21 protein-coding genes and 1 tRNA gene are annotated in these 19,306 nt (G+C 69.7%); 18 read left to right on the top strand and 4 right to left on the bottom strand.

Features of this window, described 5'->3' with window-relative positions; all coding sequences use genetic code 11:
• Positions 1-670: 670 nt before the first annotated feature.
• Positions 671-1,306 (top strand): GntR family transcriptional regulator, encoded by a 636-nt coding sequence (locus tag QT196_RS22055; protein WP_356948477.1) that lies wholly within the window; start codon positions 671-673, stop codon positions 1,304-1,306.
• 10 nt (positions 1,307-1,316) lie between these two features.
• On the top strand, positions 1,317-1,883 hold the full coding sequence (locus tag QT196_RS22050) for an HD domain-containing protein (RefSeq protein ID WP_290355497.1): 567 nt from the start codon (positions 1,317-1,319) through the stop codon (positions 1,881-1,883).
• Here the strand turns inward: QT196_RS22050 and QT196_RS22045 are convergent.
• Positions 1,871-2,344, bottom strand: a complete 474-nt coding sequence (locus QT196_RS22045; protein WP_290355496.1) for an NUDIX domain-containing protein — start codon at positions 2,342-2,344, stop codon at positions 1,871-1,873. The genes QT196_RS22050 and QT196_RS22045 overlap by 13 nt on opposite strands.
• On the bottom strand, positions 2,341-3,108 hold the full coding sequence (locus tag QT196_RS22040; RefSeq protein WP_290355495.1) for a helix-turn-helix transcriptional regulator: 768 nt from the start codon (positions 3,106-3,108) through the stop codon (positions 2,341-2,343). The genes QT196_RS22045 and QT196_RS22040 overlap by 4 nt, the downstream gene beginning before the upstream one ends.
• Before the next feature lie 890 nt (positions 3,109-3,998).
• On the opposite strand from QT196_RS22040, the gene QT196_RS22035 reads away from it, so the two are divergent.
• The 16 genes from QT196_RS22035 to QT196_RS21960 all read left to right on the top strand — a co-directional run bounded on the left by QT196_RS22035 (position 3,999) and on the right by QT196_RS21960 (position 17,224).
• On the top strand, positions 3,999-4,451 hold the full coding sequence (locus QT196_RS22035) for a protein kilB (RefSeq protein ID WP_290355494.1): 453 nt from the start codon (positions 3,999-4,001) through the stop codon (positions 4,449-4,451).
• Between the two features lie 88 nt (positions 4,452-4,539).
• Positions 4,540-4,803, top strand: coding sequence for a DUF6284 family protein (locus tag QT196_RS22030; RefSeq protein ID WP_290355493.1), 264 nt, complete (start codon positions 4,540-4,542; stop codon positions 4,801-4,803).
• A complete protein-coding gene (locus QT196_RS22025) occupies positions 4,803-5,096 on the top strand; it encodes a DUF6303 family protein (RefSeq protein WP_290355492.1) in 294 nt (97 codons plus the stop codon). The genes QT196_RS22030 and QT196_RS22025 overlap by 1 nt, the downstream gene beginning before the upstream one ends.
• The gene (locus QT196_RS22020; protein WP_290355491.1) at positions 5,093-5,980 is read left to right on the top strand and encodes a hypothetical protein; all 888 of its coding nucleotides are present in this window, start codon (positions 5,093-5,095) and stop codon (positions 5,978-5,980) included. Before QT196_RS22025 ends, QT196_RS22020 begins: the two co-directional genes overlap by 4 nt.
• Positions 5,977-6,348 carry an RRQRL motif-containing zinc-binding protein gene (locus QT196_RS22015; RefSeq protein WP_290355490.1) on the top strand — a complete coding sequence of 124 codons (372 nt, stop codon included), beginning with the start codon at positions 5,977-5,979 and terminating at the stop codon, positions 6,346-6,348. Before QT196_RS22020 ends, QT196_RS22015 begins: the two co-directional genes overlap by 4 nt.
• Positions 6,349-6,388: 40 nt before the next feature.
• Positions 6,389-6,697, top strand: a complete 309-nt coding sequence (locus QT196_RS22010) for a hypothetical protein (RefSeq protein ID WP_290355489.1) — start codon at positions 6,389-6,391, stop codon at positions 6,695-6,697.
• A gap of 88 nt (positions 6,698-6,785) precedes the next feature.
• Positions 6,786-9,005: a hypothetical protein gene (locus QT196_RS22005; protein WP_290355488.1), complete on the top strand. Its 2,220-nt coding sequence runs from the start codon at positions 6,786-6,788 to the stop codon at positions 9,003-9,005.
• Positions 8,998-11,175 (top strand): hypothetical protein, encoded by a 2,178-nt coding sequence (locus QT196_RS22000; protein WP_290355487.1) that lies wholly within the window; start codon positions 8,998-9,000, stop codon positions 11,173-11,175. Before QT196_RS22005 ends, QT196_RS22000 begins: the two co-directional genes overlap by 8 nt.
• Before the next feature lie 207 nt (positions 11,176-11,382).
• The gene (locus QT196_RS21995; protein ID WP_085928644.1) at positions 11,383-11,577 is read left to right on the top strand and encodes a hypothetical protein; all 195 of its coding nucleotides are present in this window, start codon (positions 11,383-11,385) and stop codon (positions 11,575-11,577) included.
• A gap of 73 nt (positions 11,578-11,650) precedes the next feature.
• Positions 11,651-12,067 carry a hypothetical protein gene (locus QT196_RS21990; RefSeq protein WP_290356698.1) on the top strand — a complete coding sequence of 139 codons (417 nt, stop codon included), beginning with the start codon at positions 11,651-11,653 and terminating at the stop codon, positions 12,065-12,067.
• A 9-nt stretch (positions 12,068-12,076) separates the two neighbouring features.
• Positions 12,077-12,379 carry a hypothetical protein gene (locus QT196_RS21985; RefSeq protein ID WP_290355486.1) on the top strand — a complete coding sequence of 101 codons (303 nt, stop codon included), beginning with the start codon at positions 12,077-12,079 and terminating at the stop codon, positions 12,377-12,379.
• Positions 12,380-12,463: 84 nt separating this feature from the next.
• The gene (locus tag QT196_RS21980; protein ID WP_290355485.1) at positions 12,464-13,375 is read left to right on the top strand and encodes a bifunctional DNA primase/polymerase; all 912 of its coding nucleotides are present in this window, start codon (positions 12,464-12,466) and stop codon (positions 13,373-13,375) included.
• The gene (locus QT196_RS21975) at positions 13,372-13,743 is read left to right on the top strand and encodes a hypothetical protein (RefSeq protein ID WP_290355484.1); all 372 of its coding nucleotides are present in this window, start codon (positions 13,372-13,374) and stop codon (positions 13,741-13,743) included. Before QT196_RS21980 ends, QT196_RS21975 begins: the two co-directional genes overlap by 4 nt.
• Entirely contained in the window at positions 13,740-15,281 is a 1,542-nt protein-coding gene (locus tag QT196_RS21970; RefSeq protein ID WP_290355483.1) for a YfjI family protein, read from the top strand. Before QT196_RS21975 ends, QT196_RS21970 begins: the two co-directional genes overlap by 4 nt.
• Positions 15,282-15,572: 291 nt before the next feature.
• Entirely contained in the window at positions 15,573-15,776 is a 204-nt protein-coding gene (locus QT196_RS21965) for a helix-turn-helix domain-containing protein (protein ID WP_290355482.1), read from the top strand.
• A gap of 62 nt (positions 15,777-15,838) precedes the next feature.
• Positions 15,839-17,224 carry a tyrosine-type recombinase/integrase gene (locus QT196_RS21960; RefSeq protein ID WP_290355481.1) on the top strand — a complete coding sequence of 462 codons (1,386 nt, stop codon included), beginning with the start codon at positions 15,839-15,841 and terminating at the stop codon, positions 17,222-17,224.
• A 47-nt stretch (positions 17,225-17,271) separates the two neighbouring features.
• Here QT196_RS21960 and QT196_RS21955 read toward each other — a convergent pair.
• A tRNA-Thr gene (locus QT196_RS21955) sits at positions 17,272-17,345 on the bottom strand.
• Positions 17,346-17,436: 91 nt separating this feature from the next.
• Entirely contained in the window at positions 17,437-19,026 is a 1,590-nt protein-coding gene (locus tag QT196_RS21950) for an alpha/beta hydrolase (RefSeq protein ID WP_290355480.1), read from the bottom strand.
• Positions 19,027-19,306: the final 280 nt, after the last annotated feature.

Below are 19,306 nucleotides of genomic sequence, written 5' to 3'. Positions count from 1 at the left end.
CGACGAAAGACGCTCCCACCCCGGCAGACGGTTCCTCAAGCCGGAAGCTGCCGAACTACCGGTATATGTAAAAGACGGTTGAGGTCGACACTGCAAGCGGCAGGACGCCGAGCGCGTGGAGACGGCCTGGCCTCCACCCAAGAAGACCGGATCCTGGCGCCCTGGCAAGGTGGAGACCGCTGGCTGGTCCCACTCCAACGGAAGACCGAGGCTGAGAAGGCCATCAAGGCCGCCAAGACAACGAAGAACGCAGCGGAAGCCCAGGCCAGAGGGAAGAGGAAGATCAAGCGGAGAAAGCCCCAAAGGGAGATCGCCGGACGCTCCGCTCACGCATCGCTCACGCAAGCCATCTCGCGGCACCGCTGCCGCGCGACACGTCATGCCCCGAGCAACGCAAAAGGCCAGGTCACGGGCTGTGTGACCTGGCCTTTTTACTGAGCCGCCTTCGGGATTCGAACCCGAGACCTACGCATTACGAGTTGTCCGATCTTGGTCCGGGGACGTCCATCCTGGTCCATTTCCGCTGGTCAGCGGGCACGCCAGACGACTACCGATACCCCCGGACTGTGGTGGCGAATGCGGCAATCGAGACCATCACTGAGACCACGGGCCCGAGCGGCGCCCTCGTGTACGGCACCGTCCCGACCACAAGATCACCGTACGGAGATGCATGAGACGAAAGCTGCGACAGCCCGGCATCCCGGGAGAACCCCGCCGGCGTCCTGCACTGAAGACTGTCAGCGCTCAATCTCACCGCTCTTGGAGCCGCCCGCAGCACCTGCCCGCCGAGCGGTCCCCTGATACCCGTTGTGCGACGCTTGGCCATGCGGCACATCAGAGGGTGAGAGGGGACCAGATGCCGGGTGCGAGTCCGCGCGGGACGTATTTGCTGATCGCAGATGCTCTGCGCAAGGAGATCGGGAAAGGACGCTTCGCTGAGACGGGACTCCCCTCCGAAGCCGCGCTGATGCGTGAGCACGGGGTGGCGCGGACCACGGTACGACGCGCCTTGGAGATCTTGGAGCAGGAAGGTCTCATCCACTCCGCGCCGGGAGTCGGCCGCGTGGTCAGCGACGGCAGCGAGCGTCGCCCCTTGACGCAAAGGATGACCGACATGATCGCGGAACGCGGTTTCGCAGTCGGTGACGCGTTCCCATCCGAGGCCCGGCTCTGCGAGGAATTCGCAGTCTCGCGGACAGCCCTGCGCAGCGCTCTCTCAGCGCTGGAAGGCCGGGGACTCCTGGAAGCCGTGCACGGGAAGGGGCGGTTCGTTCGTGCCCTCCCGGCAAGCACACACGATTCGTAGGCTGGAGCTCATGGGACTCACAGAGCAGGCATTTGCCCTCTCGGAATCGATGCTGGCCGAACCCCTCCCGCGCCGCTGGGCTCATTCCCTCGGGGTGGCCAAGCGTGCAGCGGCCTTGCGCCCCATCCTCGGCCGCGACGCCGACGTCCTGGAGGCCGCCGCGGTCCTCCACGACGTCGGCTACTCGCCGTCGATCGCCACGACAGGGTTCCATCCACTCGACGGCGCCCGGTTCCTCCGTGAGCAGGAGTCGGTTGACGAACGGGTGGTTCGTCTGGTGGCCCACCACTCCTGCGCACTGCTTGAGGCGGAAGAGCGGGGACTGCGTGACGAGCTGGCGAATGAGTTCGAGATGGAGCGTCCGGAGCTCGTAGACGCCCTGATCTTCTGCGACATGACGACGACCCCGGACGGCGGCCACACCGCGCCGGCCGACCGACTGAACGAGATCGTGGCCCGCTACGGTCCTGACACCATCGTGGGCCGCTTCATCCAGCGGGCGGCACCCGAGATTCACGCTGCCGCAAGCCGGGTCGAACAGCGGATGGCCGCCGCGGGCGCAGGTCAGCCGACATGAGGCACCGTCCGTGTGGCATCCAGACCGTGCTCAATGCGCAACCGCATCGAGGGGTGGATGTCGAGCCGGTCGAGGTCCGCTGGAGAGACCCAGCGGACCTCTTTTGATTCGTCGCTGGTGCGCAGGGAGCCGCCTGTCAGGTGCGCACGGAAGCAGATGGAGAACTGCTGCCGCACTTCTCCATCGTCGTACGCCATGACGTGGCGCGGGTCCGTGTAGAGGCCGCTGATCCCGTCCACATCGACCGTAAAGCCGGTCTCTTCCTCGACTTCCCGTACGACAGTCTCGGCGATCGACTCGCCGACGTCATGGCCGCCCCCAGGGAGTGCCCACAGATCGTTGTCAGTCTTGTGGATGAGCAGGAGTCGCCCGTCCTCATCCCGGACGACAGCGGTAACCGAAGGCACCACCGAGTTGGCTTTCGGGGCGTCCGGATCGTTGAAGTAGTCCCTGCGGCTCATGCGTGAACCTCCGCGAAGTCGGTGGGTGAGGTGATCACGCGGGCGGATTCCCACACGCGGTCAACGCTCTCGGCGTATGTGTCGAACAGCTCGCCACCAGGGACGCGCTGTAGGTGGAGGACAGGGGCAAGGTAAGCACCGACTCCGTATACGTGGCCGTTCGCGAGCAGTTCATTGTCAGCACGGTAGATGGAGTTGTAGAGGGTCGTGCTGTGCAAGCGGAACTCGACGCCCGGCAGGCCGAAGAGCCCGCGGTAGTTCATCAGCGCGTTGCGGATCTTGCTGGCCATCGCAGTGCCGATTCCCTCGTCTGCACCACGGGTCGCAACCTCCCGGCTGTCCGGGTCGCCAAGCATGAAGCGAACCCGTACGCCGTCCGCCGACTTCTCTTTGACCAGGCGAAGGAACTCGGCATCTTCGGTCAGCCAGAACCCGGAGTAGACCAGCACATCGAAGTGCGTCCGGGACGACGAGTAGAGCTGTGGCCAAAGACGCGGGGGAACCGCTGAACGGTGTGGGTACAGCTTCACCAGCTCTGCGCTGCCAGCTGACGTGACCTCGGCCATCGTGCGCTCGTCAGGCCATAGGTAGGACACCTCGTAGCGGAGCAGCGAAGCCACCGCGTACTGGAAGCGGCGATAGGGCTTGCGGCCCTGATTGATCCACCGTTCGACTGTCTTGCTGGCCACCCCGAGGCGCTCGGCGACCGTCTCGATGGTGAGCCCGCGTTCGGTGATCGCGCCACGAAGTCGCTCGTTCGCCATCTCCCCTTCTCCCCCTCCGTGTTGGGACGTCTTGGGACGACTTCGACCCTAGCCAGCCGTCCCGGAGTCGTCCATGAGGGCGGTCGTACGTCTACCGCTCAGGCAGCAATCTGGAAGCACGCCAAGAGAACGCCCTCCTGAGGGCGGGTTCTTGACAGCGCAAGAGATACAGGTATTACATGTATCTCACGACGCCGGGCGCCACACCACTGGGCTCCGGAAGTCGCATTGCTTGACCTGCACAAATGCGTGACCTGTACCGCCCGGACGCCCCGGTGAGAGGGGGCGAAAGGAAGCAATCGTTTGCTTGAGAACTGAACAGTGATCGTGCGGGGCTGACGCGGGAGCGGCGGTCGCGGTAGGTGCCTAGGGCGAGGGCCCGGGGGCAAACCGCCGTGATGGACGACGTTCTCCTTCTAGCGCTCGGCAAGCGGTAGGAGCAGTACAGCGGGGCCCCAACGCACGTGGCGAGATGAGACAGATCGCCCCCGAGACGACCGGGTGAAGTCGTCGGCGGCACCACATGCCACCTGCACCGGCTCTGGAGAACACCCCTAACTGTGCCACCCCGTGCAGCCGCCCTGCTGGCGTCAGAGCAGCGACGATGACGCGCCCGATTACCCGGCTCGGGACCGACGCTCCGTGGCAACGGCGCACCGGTGAAGCCGTATCCCTGCTGATTGTGGGAGGTCGGTGTGAACCGACGACATACCTAGGCGCCGTCCTGATGGACCGGCCGGCGGCGCCTGCACGAGATCCGGTCCGCTTCTACCTGGTTCCGCCGCACTTGATGCGGCGGCCGGTTGCCTCCTCCGCCCGTCCGGCGCCTTTGCGCTGTACGGGCGGGGCTGAGGGGAGCCGGAAAGCCCGGCCCCGAGAGGGGGAGTTCGATGGAGATCGCTGCCGCCGTTGTCGCGGTCATCGGCACCGTGCTGGGTGCTGGTGTCGTCGGAGTCCAGCAGTACTGCGCGGCTCGGTCGCAGCGCCGTGAGGCTCTGCGGGACCGGGCCTTGAAGGCCCTGTGCGAGCTGAGCACCGCGCTGGCCGATCATCGCCGCGCGATGTGGGTGCGCGAGGAGCTGCGGCTGTCCGGTGCGGCGCCGACTGACGTGGCTGCCGCCCGTGAAGCCAGCCACGTCACCCGGTCCGCCGTCACCGCCCCGCAGATCGCCCTGACGGCGCTGCTGCCGCAACTCCGCACCGACGTGGACACCGCGGTGCGCGCCGCGTACGAGATGCGCGGCGCCTCGAATGCTGTCGTTCTGACGGCTCGGCGTGAGTCGGCCATCGATGCGGCCGACTGCCTGGCCGGCACGGCGGCGCGCGTCCTGTCCCGTCCCTGATCCACCACCTGCAAAGGCCTGCACCCCCCGGAGTAGCCGCTCCGGGGGGTGCCTTTGGGCCGTCCATCGTTGAAGGAGATCACGACCCATGAAGACCATCGCTGCACTTCAGGCTGTTGTTACCGCCAACCCGCCCGTCGGCGGCCCGACGGCCGCGGAGCTGGAGGCGATCGAGGCGGAGATGCCGCTCATCTCGGCCGAGGTCGAGCTGCTGGACGTACAGATCAGCGTGTTGGACCGCCCGGTCACGGAGACGGACGCGCGGCGGCTGCGCCGGGCGCGTCGCAAGGTGCTGGCGGCCCGTCGGGAGCTGGCCAACCGCAGCGCCGCTGGTGCGCCGGAGGTGGCGTGATGGGGGAGACCTTCACAGCACAGATGGCGGCCTACGGCCCCGGCTCTGGGGCCTGGCGGCTGTATGTCGTGCGCTTCGGCGAGAGCGACTGGCCCGAGCACAACTGGGCCCGCACCACGCCGGTCCCGACGCCGGTCGAGCGCGCCGAGGCGCTCGCCGACCTGGGGTATGAGGTGGCGGGGGCTGAGTGGGAGTGGCTGGAGTACAGCACTGTCCCCGACGACCCCGCGAGCCCGGTGCGGCTGCTGGCTGCGGTCAGCGTCCGCGCGACCACGGGCGGAGGCGTGACGTGAAGATGCACGCGTTGCCTGCGATGCAGCAGGTCACGGCGCTGCTGGAGCTTCAGTCGCGGCTGACGAAGGTTCTCGTCGCAGTTGGGTTGGTGGCGATGGCGTTCACCGCGACGAACGTGACGCTGTTCGCCACCGAGCATCACATCAACCCGTGGATTGCCTGGCTGCTGGATCCGATGGTGGCGGTGGCGCTCGGCACGGTGCTGATCGTGGACGGCCGCCTGTCCGAGTACGGGGTGCACCCCTCTGGGTGGGCCTCAGGGCTGCGCTGGTTCGCCGGCATCGGCACCTGGGTCATGAACTGCTGGAGCTCCCTGTGGCCGAACGGAGCCCCCTTCGGCATCCCCCGCGACGTGGACCCCGCAGGGCTTGTCCTCCACTCCATCCCCCCGGTCCTCCTGATCGTTCTCGCCGAGGCGATCACGTTCTACCGGCGCGCGATCCTCGGCAAAATCGCCGAACTCCACGCCCTGGTGGACACGGCAGAAGCCGGGGTGGACACCACAGCCCTCCACCCGGCCTCCACCACACCGTCCGCTCCCGCCCCTGAGCCGTCGCAAGCTGAGCGCCCGGCCGTGGCGGAGTGGAAGGCATCACTGGTCATCTGCGGTGACCGGGCGGTGTATCCCCTCACCGTTCCCCCGGCGTCCACCTTGGGCGGCGAGGAGGAGCCGCAGGAGGTGAAGCTGTCCGCCGATGAGGCGCTGAACGTCATCCGCGCCTGCTGGGCGATGGGCGACACGATCGCGGAAGCAGCGAAGAAGTCCACCCGTTCCACCTCCTACGTCCACAAGGTCTACCAACGCCTCAAGGACACCGTCGAGGCGTCCACCCGGGCGCCGTCCAAGGCGCTGGTGCCGGTCGGATCAGGCGTGGCGCGGTGAGCCGCCCGCGCTTCTGGGACCCCGACGGGGCCCGCTACGGCATCCCCACCTTCCCCTACCGCCTCGCCCCCGACGGCTTGGCCACCCGCCGACAGCTCCGCGCGGCGGGACTGCGGCCCGGTGGCCAGCCGGTCGTAGCGCAGATTCTGTGGCGCTCGCGCCGCTGCCGCACCGGCATCCGCGCGGCCTACCTGTACCGGGTCGAACTGGCTCTGCCGGTCCGGCCGATGACGGCGGCCAAGCGGGCGGCGCTGGCCAAGGCGAACACCGCCCGTCGCACCTGCCCCGGCTGCGGTCGGGATGCGGGCTACGTCATCCCCACTTCTCTTGGCATCTGCGCGACTTGCCCGCCCTGGCTGGCTGCGTGATCTGCGCGGATGACTCCGGAATTTCCGTCTGAGGAGACACATGCAGCGTCGCTATCTCGCCCTGTCCGCCTCTGTGATCGTCGGTGCGGCGGCCGGTATCACTTACGCCGTCCGCCTGGCCGACTACGGGGTTCCCATCTCGCTGAGCCTGTCGTGTGCCTTGTCCGTCTTCGCGGTCACCATGTGGCTGGCGGGCCGCGTCGCCGACGCGCTCAGCCCCGCCACCACCCACCGGTGCGCCGCCGCCGGATGTGACTTCCAGGTGCGGCTGCAAGGCACGGGTGCGGCGGAGAGCCGCAAGTGGCAGGAGATCGCCGCTTCTCACCCTGACCACAACTACCTGCCCTGACCTGGGCCGTTCCTACGGCGCCCCCGGCCTGCTTTCCAGGGCCCGGCCGGGGGCGCCGCTCTGACTCCTTGAGAGGAGCCCGTTCAGCATGCCGGAAAACACCACCACGGCCGAGCAGGCCGAGGAGATCACCCCCACCCCCGCCCCCGCAGCGGACGACACCGAGCTCCTGCCGCAGCAGGAGGCGGATGGACAGGTGCTGAACCTGCCCGCCCCCGGCCCGTCCGACGACGAGCCGAACCCGCCGGACGACGACGAGCCGGAGGAAGAGGAAGAACAGGACGCCCCCGAGGGAGGTCTCCCGGCGGCGCCGCTGCTGGCCAATGCCGTGAACCTGTCCACGGTCGGGGTGTGCGGGGCCTTGAGCACCGCGGGCCCAGTGGCCGCCCTGGTGGCCGGTGGGATGGCGGCGGTCGGTGTCGGCGCCCTCAGCGTCTCGGCAGTCCGCTCCGCGCGCAGCACCGCTCAGCGCCGCTCGGCAGCAGCGACCACGACCGGCGCCGGACGCGCCGGACGCCTCGGACGAGCCTCCCGTGGCAGCGCCGCCGGGGGTGTCTCCGGTGGGGGCCGTGGCGGGACCGCGGGCCGTCGGGCACGTTCCGGTGCGGCTTCGGGCGGGCCTGCTGGACACGGTGGCGGCGGTGGTGGTCTGTTCGGCCGCAGCGGCGCGGGCGGACCTTCGAGCGGCTCCGGCGCTGGTCGCGGCAGTGCGCAGCGCCAGGCCGCAGCGTCCGGCGGTCCGGGCCGGGGCCGTGCGGGGGCCGCGGCTGGTCACGGCGCGGCCGGGCTTGGTTCCGTCGGCCTCAGCAAGCGCCCCGCCGGGACATCCGGTGCGGGTGCGAACTCCCGTGACGGGCGCCCGGGTTCGTTCTCCGGTGGGGCTGGGCGCGGTTCGCGTCGGGGCTCCGCGTGGGGCGGCAGGCGCCATGGCGCCGCGGGCGCAGGCAGCGCTCTTGGCGGTGGCCGTCGCGGGAAGTCAGCGGCTGGAGTGTCCGGCGCCGGTGCCGGAACTGCGGGTCAGGGCCGGTCGCACGGCAGCGGCCGGGAGACCGTGGCCGCCGCGCAGGGCCGCGCCGCTCGCCTGGCAGCGTCCGCCGGGGAGCAGCTTGCCCGGTGGCGGGAGTCCGCTGGGACGTGGCTGCGGGCCTGGGGCTCGAAGGCCGGGGCCTGGATGAGGTCCAAGCTCGCCTGGGCCTGGGGCGCTACGAAGGGGTTGCGGCGTCGGGCCTATGCCCGCTTGCGCCACTACCTGCGGCTGGCGGCCGCGGCGTTCTTCGCCACGGTCGCCGCGCTCGCCGTGATGCCCGCCTCCCTGTTCGTCGGGATCGTGGCCAACATCCCGGCCGCGGTCAGCAAGCGGTTCCGCTTCACCGGCACCGGGATGTCGTGGCCGGGGCGGGTGGCCCGCAAGGTCTTCGGCAAGCTCGCCGACGCCTCCCGCCGCCGCCTGAACGCGCAACTGGCCGACATGGCCACCCCGATCACCTCCGACGCCGACCACGTCGGGCACGTCTGCGACGACCCCGGCGCCACGAACGGCCCGGTCACCGAGGAACCCACGATGAAGGGAGCGCACGTGAGCGTCTTCGCCACCAGTGCGGAGGAGGTCGCCAACGCCTACGCCGCCTACGACCCGCCCGCCATGGCCGCTGTGGCGGCCGAGTACAAGGGCCTGCCGGACGCGATCCGCTTCGTGAATGACGCGGTGATGGCGCTGGCGGAGAACTCCGCGACCGTCTACCCGATGGACCCGGCGATGGCCGAGGGCGTCGCGCAGGTCTCGCAGGTCCTGGAGGCCACCGCCGCCTACGCGGACGACATCGAGCCCACCTTCCGCCAGGTGCATGAGCACGACGTGATGCGGCTGGAGAATCCGCGGGTCAACGAGCACTGGTGGAACGTCGGCGGCATCGACGGTGACGGCGCCCTGTGGGCGACCGCGTCCGTCCTGGCCACTGCCGCCGAGGAAGTCCGCGGCGTCTACCAGTCCTGGTCACCTGAAGGCATGGGCGACAGCGCCGCCATGGCGGTGGGCGCCGAGTACGAGGGGCTGCCCGTGGGCCTGGAGCACCTCGCCGACGCGGTCACCTCGCTGGCCACGCGGTCCGCGGACACCTACCCGGTCGATCCGTGCATCGCCGAGATGGTCGCCGACGTCGTCCACGGCCTGCGCAAGGCCATCTCCGCGGCGATGGAGTTGCAGCCTGCCTTCCGGCGGCTGCACTCCGAGGAGATCGACCACAACGAGAACCCCCGCAACGGCGAGCACATGTGGGCCGCACCCAAGAACGGAGGAGCACATGCCTGACCTGGACTGGCACGGCCAGCACACGCTCAACACCGCCACCGCCACGGCTGTGACGTCCGCGCTCGCAGCCTCATCGCTGACATATGCGACGGGCGTGCATCCGGTGTGGGACATGGCCGTTGCCGCGGGCGGCGCCGTCGGGGCCGCGATCGACGGAGCCCGGCGGGGACGACTGGGCGGGACGCTCGCCTACCGGGCCGGTCTGTGGCTGGCGGCCGGCGGCTGGTCCTCGTGGGCCGCCGCGGGCGGCCCACCCTGGTCCCTGCACACCCTGGCCGCACTCGCTGGTGCAGCCGTGGCCGGGCGGCTGTCCTGGAACGGTGTCGGGCGTTACGAGAGCGCGGAGAAGCTGCGCCGCCGCAAGGCCGCCGAGGTGGCCGAGCAGGCGGAGCGGCAGGAGCGGCACGACGCGTGGGGCGCGCAGTGGAAGGACCGCCTGGCCCGGATCGCGAAGTTGGAGGGCTGCAAGGTCGTCGCGATCCAGCCGTGGGCGGCGAACACGGGCTACACCGTGGAGACGGACCTGCCCGGCGGCGCCACCTGGGGCCAGCTCAAGCGGTTCGAGGATGCCCTCGGCTCCGACCTGCGCCTGGACGAAGGCTGCGGCGTCGAAGTCACGGGCGGGCGCCGCAAGGGCACGGCCATCATCCGGGTCTCTACCGTCAACGTCATGCAGCAGGACATTCCGTTCCCGCTGGATCTGTCGCCGACCAGCATCGATGACGAGTTCGCCATCGGCCTGCACCGCGACGGCACCCCCGCCCTCGGGTCGCTCGCATTCATCTGCGGCCTGGGCATCGGCGACACCGGGTCGGGCAAGACCAACACCCTCAACGTCATCAACGCCCAGCTCCTGCGCACCGTGGACGCTCTGGTGTGGCACATCGACACCACCGGCGCAGGCCTGTCCCTGCCGTGGCTGAACTCCTGGGCCATCGACGGCACTCACACCCGACCGGTCATCGACTGGAGCGCCCACACCCTCGACGAGACCCGCGCCATGCTCACCATGGCCCTCCAGATCATCGAGACCCGAAAGCGCCGCTACCAGCAGCTCATGCGCAAGGCCAACGACACCAAGCTCCCCGCCCGCGTGGATGTTCCCGAGATCGTCATCGTGGTCGACGAGACCGCCGATCTGCCCGGCGGCATCAAGCAGCAGATCGAGACCGTCATGAACACCGGCCGCGCGGTGCGGGTGCGGATCAAGGTCTCCTCCCTGCGTGCCACCTCCGACTCCATCCCGGTGCCAGTCAAGAAGCGTGCCAAGTGGCGCTGGGGCATGTACGTCACCGACCCCGAAGAACTCTCCTACCTCTTCTCCGGCTTCCAGCAGGTCGACCCCGCCGACGCCCCGTGGCCGGGGTGCGGCTTCAACGCCTACGGCACCACCAAGCCCCGCCCCTTCAAGGCATTCGTGCTGGAGCCAGACCGTATGGACCAGATCGCCGCCGCCGTCTCCGAACGGCGCCCGGTGCTCGATGAGATCTCCCGCAGCGTCCCCTACGGGCGCTACTACGAGTCCCGTTGGGCCCGCGTCCTGCCCGCCCTCTACGAGGGCGAGACCCTCCACCCCGTCACCCGGCCCTACACCGACGTACCCCTCGTCCCCGTCCCCACCGCAAGCGCCCCCGGCCCGGTCCGCACCAACCCGGCGACGGGGGCCACTGCGGGCGGGCCGGGCGCAGGGATCAAGCCCGGCAGCCCCGAATGGGCCCGCCTCTTCCCCAACCGCACCACCAACAGCACCTCGCCCGTGTCCCTGGCGAAGGAGGCCGGGGCAGACAAGGGCCTGCGGCTGGTGGTCGACAACACCGGCCCGACGCCCCAGGAGCCGAAGGACACTTCGGAGAAGGCGCCGCCGGCCGACGAGCATCAGCCCGAGGAGGCCGCACCGGCCGCCGAGCCGCGCGCCGCGTCCTCGCCCGCGCCGATGCCGTCGGCTCAGGACGCCGCGATGCGCCTGCTGCTCGACGCCGGGCCGGACGGCACCGGACCTTCCCGCATGGAAGCCGACCTGAAGAACCTCGGCTACCGCACCCATCGCACCACCATCTCCGGATGGCTGCGCGTGTGGGCAGCCTCCGCCGAAGTCCGCCAGATGGGCACCGGAACACAGGCGTACTACGTCCACCGCAGCTACGCCACGAACCAGCCGGGCGGCAACTGAGCGTCACCAATGTGTGCTTGTTGTCGCTTGTAGCGACAACAAGCACACCCCCTCCAACCCCTCTCAGGGGCACTGAGCCCCCTCTTTCCTTGTTGTTGCTACAAGCGACAACAAGGCCGCTACAAGCACGCACCGTCACCACGTGAGCCCCGGACCGGACCGGACCACCGGCCCGGGGTTCACGCCTCCGATCATGACGGGAGCCTCATGGCCCTGACCATCTCCGCTGTCGTCCTCTTCGGCATCCTCGCCGTCGTCCTGCTCCGCGGCCGGCACGTCAGCCTCGGCACCGCGAGCGTGCTGTTCCTCTTCGGGTTCTTCGTCGCCGGAACCGGCGCCTACAAGCCCATCTACAACCTCTGCCAGGCCATAGCCGAAGCCCTCACCCACCTCGCCACCTGAACCGGCCTGCGGCCGCCGAGGAGGAACCGTGCACACCGAACACCCCCACCCGGCCACGCAGGCGCTTCCGGCGATGCGCGCCGAGGAGATCCCGCCCGGCGTCCAGGAGGTCATCCTCCCCAGCGGCGAACGCGCCCTCGCCTACAGCACCGGCCCCACCAGCCCCCCGTCGGCGCCCGCCGCTCCGGTGGTGCCGATCGCCCAGCCGATCCCGGCCTGGGCCAAGACCACCGCCCTGCTCGCACCGACCGTGGGCGGCGGTATCGGCATGGCTGCCGTCGGCCTCTCCACCGCAGCACCGGGACTGATCGCCATGAGCCACGCCCTGTGGTCCGCCGTCGCCGCCATCGCCGCCGGCGGCACCGCCGCAGCCGTGGTCATCGGCCGGGTCCGGGCCCGCATCACCGCCGCGCAACGGCCCCACATCACCCAACACATCACCGCGACCGGATGGTTCGGCCGCGCCAACGGCACCATCAACCACCGCTGAGAGGACCTCATGCGACGCCCCCGCCTCGCCCTGCGCTACCACCCCGGCTGGTACTCCCACCCCGCCGGCGGCCGGCCGATCGGCCCGCGCCCCATGCTCGCCCTGCACCGCACCCCGGACCCCAACTGCCGCATCTGCGGGGGCGACGGCTGCGTCATGACCCGCAGCGCATCGGACCCGGAAGAGCCGAACTTCGTGGACTGCCTCTGCGCACCGTTCCTGCCCCTGGTGACGATCTGGCTCCCCAAGTGGGCCGACACCACCCGCTACCGCCGCGGCACCCCCGGCTCCATCGACGAACCGCCCTTCTAGACACACCAGGGGCGGCCCCTCTCACGCCAATGAACGGGCCGCCCCTGCTCTCCAGTCCTCAACAGACCAATGGAGGTCTCCAGCATGACGCATTACGTCGAAGGTATGGGCAATCCCTTCTACAGCTCGGCCCTCGCCGCCGCCAACCGCGGCTGGAAGGTCTTCCCGTTGCGGCCCGGTGCCAAGCAGCCCGCCCTGCACGGCGAGCAGCACTGCCCCCGCACCGGTGACTGCACCGGCGGCCACGCCAAGTGGGAGCAGCGCGCCACCGACAAGCCCCTGCAGCTCGAACGAGCCTGGGAGCACGGCGCCGAGTACAACGTCGGGATCGCCACCGGCCCCTCCGGGCTCGTCGTCGTCGACCTCGACATGCCCAAGGACCACAGCACGAGCGACATGCCTGACGGCATGGCGACCTTCCAGGCGCTCTGCGAGCGCGCCGGGCAGCCCGTCCCCTCCACCTACACCGTCCGGACCGCGAGCAGCGGATGGCACCTGTACTTCACCGCCCCGGCCGGTGTGCGACTGGGCAACACGGCGGGCAAGCTCGCCCCGCTCATCGACACCCGCGCCTGGGGCGGCTACGTCGTCGCCGAAGGCAGCGTCGTCTCCAGCGGCTTCTACCAGGGCAACCACGCGCCCGCCGCACCCCTGCCTCAGTGGCTGGCACAGGCCCTGACCGCCTCGCCCAAGCCGCAGCGCCCGGCGCCCGTACCGCAGCCGGGGCGCGGGTCGGCGTACGCGGAAGCCGCCCTGCGCAACGAGACCGCGAACGTCGAACACGCACCGGAAGGGAGCCGGAACGCGGCTCTCGTACGGGCTGCGCGGGCTCTGGGGCGGCTGATCGCGTCCGGCGACCTCGACCGCACACGGGTTGAAGAGGCTCTTAATTGGGCGGGGATCTCGGCCGGCCTGCGAGAGCGCGAGTGCACCTCGGCGCTTACCAGCGCCCTGAACTGGTCCATCGCCCACAACACCGGTCGGCGGACCGCATGACCCGCCCCGGCCCTCCCCCAATTAAGAGCTTCACCGCCACCACGGACCGCTCCAGCTCCGCCGAACCGGCCCGCACCCCGTCCGGCAGTGGTGCGCCGAAGGGCGGCGCCGAAGGCGTCCTTTCAGCAGTTCGCCTTGACTCGCACACCGACAGCCCCGCCGGCACCGAGCGGGTGTTCTTCGGGCTGCACATCATCGCCCCGCCCAGCTTTTCGGCTGCCACCAGCGCCACTGCTGCGTGCCGGTGTGGCTACCGCCGCAGCGCCAAGGGCCGGTCGGGCGTGCTGCAACTCGTCGCCGACTACACCGACCACAAGACCGCCTGCCCCCGCTTCGCGGGCATCGCCGAGAAGAGGAACGTCGCATGAGCGCGCCAGAGACGGATCTGTGGGCCGGATTCGACAACGAGGCCGCCGAGGACATGACGGGGCCGGTGTGGGACGAGCCGGTACCGCTCAAGGAGCGCCCGGCCCTGCCCGCCTTCCCCGTGGATGCGCTGCCTGGATGGCTGGCCGGCATGGTGCGCGGAGTTGCCGAGGAGACGCAAACGCCCGCCGACCTGGCCGGCTGCCTGGCCTTGGCGGTCATCGCCACGGCGGCCGGCGGCAGGGTGAAGGTGTGTGTACGGGGTCACTGGCGCGAGCCGGTGAACATCTACACCGCTGTGGCCCTGGACCCCGGCAACCGCAAGTCCGCCGTGTTCGACCTGATGGTGCGGCCCCTGCTGGCCGCAGAGAAAGCCCTCATCGAACTCTCCGGGCCCCTGCGAGCCGAAGCCGAGACCACGCAGCGTCTGGCCAAGGCCGCAGCCGATAAGGCAGCGGGCAAGGCCTCGAACGCCACCCCGGAGGAGCGCGACCAGCTCACCACCGAAGCCGTCTCGCTCGCGCAGGCCGCCGAGGAAATCACCGTGCCCGCTGTGCCACAGCTCGTGGCGGACGACGTGACGCCGGAGAATGTGGGAACCCTGCTCGACCAACAGGGCGGCCGTATCGCCTGCTTGAGCGCCGAGGGCGAGCTGTTCGACATCATCGCCGGGCGCTACACCGGCAAGCCGAACATGGGCATGTTCCTCAAGGGCCACGCAGGCGACATGATCCGCGTCAACCGGCAGGGCCGCGAAGCCCAGCACATCGACGCACCCGCAGTCACCATCGGCCTGGCCGTACAGCCGGAAGTCCTCGACGCACTCAACCGCATCGACGGAGCCGACGGGCGCGGCCTGCTCGCCCGGTTCCTGTACTCCAGGCCCGTTTCCCTGGTCGGCCGCCGCAACCTCACCCCAGACCTGCTGGACGAGCAAGTGGCCGCCACCTACACGAAACACCTGGGCGGACTCACCCTCGCACTGGCCGACTGGACGGACCCCGCCCTCCTCCAGCTCTCTCCGGAAGCCGACGCGGTGCTGCTGGCCTTCCAGAAGGTCACCGAATCGAGGCTCGGGCCGGACGGAGCGCTCGCGCCGGTCGTGAAGTGGGCTTCCAAACGGGACGGAGCCGTAGCCCGGATCGCCGGGCTGCTGCACCTGGCCGCCCACCCCGAAGACGGCTGGCACAAGCCGATTGAAGCGGCCACCATGGCCGCCGCCACCGAGCTGGGCAACTACTTCACCGCCCACGCCCTCGACGTGTTCAGCGTCATGAGCGCCGACCCCGCCCACGATGCGGCCCTGACCGTCCTGTCACAGCTCGTGAGCAACCACCCCCAGCAGTTCACCAAGCGGGAACTGTTCCGGATGCTGCGCCGGGCCGACTTCCCAGCCATCAGCGACCTCGACCCCGCGCTGGCCCTGTTGGAGGAGCACGGCTGGATCAGACAACTCCCCGCGCCGCCGCGCACCGGACGGGGCGGCCGGCCACCGTCCCCGCGCTACGAGACCCACCCCCGCATCACGCGGGCCGCCTGACACAACCCCAACCCCGCTGACAGAACTGACAGAACCCCCTACACAAGCAGCTGACCTGGACATACGGCCGTGATCACAGTTTTGACAGAACTGAATTAAAACTCGACAGAACCCCCCGGGCCTCTGCCGAGCCTCGCTGACAGAACCCCCGCCCCGGAGGTTCTGTCAGGTTTTAATTCAGTTCTGTCAAAGATCACGGACGCCTCGAAAGTGCAGGTCAGCGGCCTGCCGGGGAGGTTCTGTCAATTCTGTCAGCGGATTCCCCCTTCACCGCCTGAGGAGGCATCCCGGATGAGCACCGCGATCGCTGCTCCCGTCGCCCGACTTCTCTACAAGCCGGAGGAGGCGGCCGAAGCACTCGCCATCGGCCGCTCCACCGTCTACGAGCTGATGGCCGAAGGCGCCCTGAAGTACATCAAGTTGGGCCGGACGCGCCGGATTCGCCGTATGGACCTTGAGGCCTACGTGGAGAGCCTCGCGCCGCTGCCCAACTGAACAGAGCCCGCCCCGAGGCGCCCCGAGCTTCCGCTCGGGGCGCCTTCCCCATGGAGGAGTACATGAGCCCCCGCAAGCCCAACATGGAGTCGTCCGTCTATCTCGGTGGCGACGGCTGGTGGCACGGACGCGTCACGATGGGCGTGAAGAACGACGGCAGCCCCGATCGTCGCCACCGACGCGCCAGGACGGAGCCCGAACTACGCCGCAAGGTGAAGGAGTTGGAGCGCCTTCGCAACGAGGGGCAAGCGCCCGCCGCCGGCCGCAAGCCGACCGTGGCCAAGTGGATGGAGACGTACCTCACCGACATCGCCAGCCTGAAACTGAAGCCGCGTTCGCTGGACGACTACTGGTCCAAGACCCGCAACGACATCGTTCCGGGGGTCGGCCAGCACCGCATCGACAAGCTTCAGCCGGAGCATCTGGAACGGATGTACCGGGCCATGCTCGACGCGGGCCACGCTCCGTCGCACGTGGTCAAGGTGCACCGCATCCTGTCTCGCGCCCTGAAGATCGCCCACCGCCGTCGAATGATCGGCGAGAACGTTGCCACGCTCGTGGATCCGCCGACCGTCGAGGAGACGGAGGCGAACCCGTTCACGCGGGAGGAGGCGGCGGCCTTCTTGGCGGCCGCGGCCAAACGCCCCACGTTCATGCGGTGGATCGTGGGCGTGGGCATGGGCTTCCGGCAGGGCGAGACACTGGGCCTGCGGTGGCCTTACGTCGACCTTGAGGCGGAGCTGTTCCATCCCCAGTGGCAGTTGCAGCGCCTCACATGGCGGCATGGCTGCCCGGATCCTCACGCCTGCGGGGTGCGCCTTCACCGATTCGAGGCTTGCCAGCCGGACTGCACCACCCACAAGAGCTACAGGCGCGGCTGCCCGAAGCCGTGCCCGAAGGGCTGCACCAAGCACGCGAGCGCTTGCCCTGAACGAAAGGGCGGCGGCCTGGTCTTCACTCGGCCCAAGACGAAGAAGAGTACGAACCCCGTGCCCATCCCTCCGGCGTTCCTTCCCTACCTGGCGGAACACCGGGCGGCGCAAGAGGAGATGCGAGCCGCGGCCGGAGAGCTGTGGCAGGAGCACAAGGTCGTGTTCTCACGGCCGGACGGCCGGCCGCTCGACCCGCGGGCCGATTGGGAAGAGTTCAAGGAGCTGTTGGCGGAGGCAGGCATCGATGACCGTCGGCTGTACGACGGGAGCCGCCACACCGCAGGCACGATCCTCAACGAGCTGGGCGTGGACATGCCCACGATCATGGAGATCCTGCGGCACACCCAGATCAGCCAGACCCGCCGCTACGTGAAGGGACGGTCGCACCTGTCGAAGGACGCGATGACCCGGATGGGGAACACCTTCCTGCCTCGACAGGACCCCGCATCTGAGACCAGAACTGAGACCGTGGGCAGCAAGGCCGCACGTTCCCGGCGACGTCGCCGTATCCAGTAAAAGCAAAAGCCCCAGGTCACGGCGAGTGAGTCCTAGGGCTTCCACAGAGCCGCCTTCGGGATTCGAACCCGAGACCTACGCATTACGAGTGCGTTGCTCTGGCCAACTGAGCTAAGGCGGCTTGGTGCGCGGCCCAGTCTACACATCGTGGAGGGGTGCTCCGTCACCGGATTATGGGCTGGTCAGGGGTTGGGGGGCGGGTGTGGTGAGGGTCACTTGCAGTGTTTGCCCTTGGGGGGGACGGTGCCGTGGAGGAGGTAGTTGTTGATCGTCTTGTCGATGCAGGTGCTGCCGCGGCCGTAGGCGGTGTGGCCGTCGCCCTCGTAGGTGAGGAGGGTGGCGCTGGAGAGCTGGGCGGCGAGGGCCTTGGCCCAGATGTACGGGGTGGCCGGGTCGCGGGTGGTGCCGACGACGAGGATCGGGGCGGCGCCCTTGGCCTGGATGCGCTGGGTCGTGCCGGTGGGCTTGACCGGCCAGTACGCGCAGTTCAGGGCGGCCCAGGCGAAGTTTTCGCCGAAGACCGGGGAGGCCTTGCGGAAGCTGGGCAGGGCGGCGCGGACCTGGGCGGGGCTGTTGAAGGAGGAGGCGAGGTCGAGGCAGTTGACGGCGGGGTTGGCGTACATCTGGTTGGCGTAGGTGCCGTTCGGGTCGCGCTCGTAGTAGCTGTCGGAGAGCGTGAGCAGGCCGCGGCCGTTGCCCGCCTCGGCCTGGGCGAGGTACTCGCGCAGGATGGGCCAGGCGCGCTGGTCGTACATGGCGGCGACGACGCCCGTAGTGGCGAGGGATTCGGTGAGCTTGCGCTCCTCGCCCGTGGCCACCGGGTGGGCGTCCAGCTTCTTGAAGAGGGCGGAGAGCTGGCGGCCGGCGTCGTCGACGCTCTTGGTGCCGAGCGGGCAGTCCTCGTGCTTGATGCAGTCCGCGGCGAACGCCCGGAACGCGGTGTCGAAGCCGGCGGCCTGGTTGAGGTTGACGGTGCGGGAGTTGATCTCCGGGTTCATCGCGCCGTCCAGGACCATCCGGCCGACGCGGGAGGGGTAGAGGCCGGCGTTGGTCGCGCCGAGGAAGGTGCCGTAGGAGGCGCCCACGAAGGTGATCTTCTTGTCGCCCAGGGCGGCGCGCAGCACGTCCATGTCCCGGGCGGCCTCGATGGTGGAGACATGGCGGAGCAGTTGGCCGGCGCGGGCGGCGCAGCCCTTGGCGAAGCTGCGGTAGGCGCTGGTGAGCTGGTTGACCTCGGCCGGTGAGTCCGGGGTCACATCGGTCTGGGTGTAGCGGTCCATCTGCTTGCTGGTCAGGCACTCGACCGGTTCGCTGCGGCCCACGCCGCGGGGATCCATCGCCACCATGTCGTAGCGCGCGCGGACCGCGGCGGGCTGGGGCGCGTACTGCTGGAGGTACTCGATCGCCGACGCGCCGGGGCCGCCCGGATTGATCTGGAGGGAGCCGATCTTGCTACCGGGGCCGGTCGCCTTCTTGCGGGCCACCGCGAGCTTGAGGTCGGTGTCCGCACTGGGCTTGGAGTAGTCGAGGGGCGCCTTCATCGTGGCGCACTCGAAGCCCGCCACCCCACAGGGATGCCAGCTCAGCTTCTGTTCGTAATACGGGCGGAGGGCGGCCGGGGTGGCGGCCGGGAGGGGCGCGAGGGAGGCGTTCTCGGCGGGGCGCTGGGCGCCGGCCGCCGTTCCGCGGCCCGGGGACGCCTCGCCACCCGGGGACGAACTCCCCGAGGAGCAGCCGGAGATCAGCAGAGCGGTGGCCGCGAGGGCGGCGGCAGAGGTGCGGAGCAGGCGGCTGGTGGCCATTGGGCGGTCCCTTGGTCTCGGTCCCCGGAGCGTGGGGTGGAGTCTGGAGTGCGGTGTCGGTCCTTGGGGTGGGGTGCGGTGGAGCCCGTACGTACTGGCGGTGGGTAGGGCGTGGAGTGGTGTGGGGTGCGGGGTGGGCCTGAGCGGCGGGCCGGCCGGGGTGGCGGCCGGGGAACGGCTCCGGCCGGAGTCGGCTGGAGAGAGGCGGCGGAGGTCGGATAGCGGACGGCGGCGGCAGGCGGCAGGTGATCAGCAGCCCTCCCGCACGGAGCGTATCCGG

The organism is Streptomyces sp. P9-2B-2, assembly GCF_030406865.1.
In the GTDB taxonomy this organism is placed as follows: Bacteria; Actinomycetota; Actinomycetes; order Streptomycetales; family Streptomycetaceae; genus Streptomyces; species Streptomyces platensis.
The sequence above is the reverse complement of the archived record's forward strand: the minus strand, read 5'-3'. Positions and strand labels throughout refer to the sequence as shown.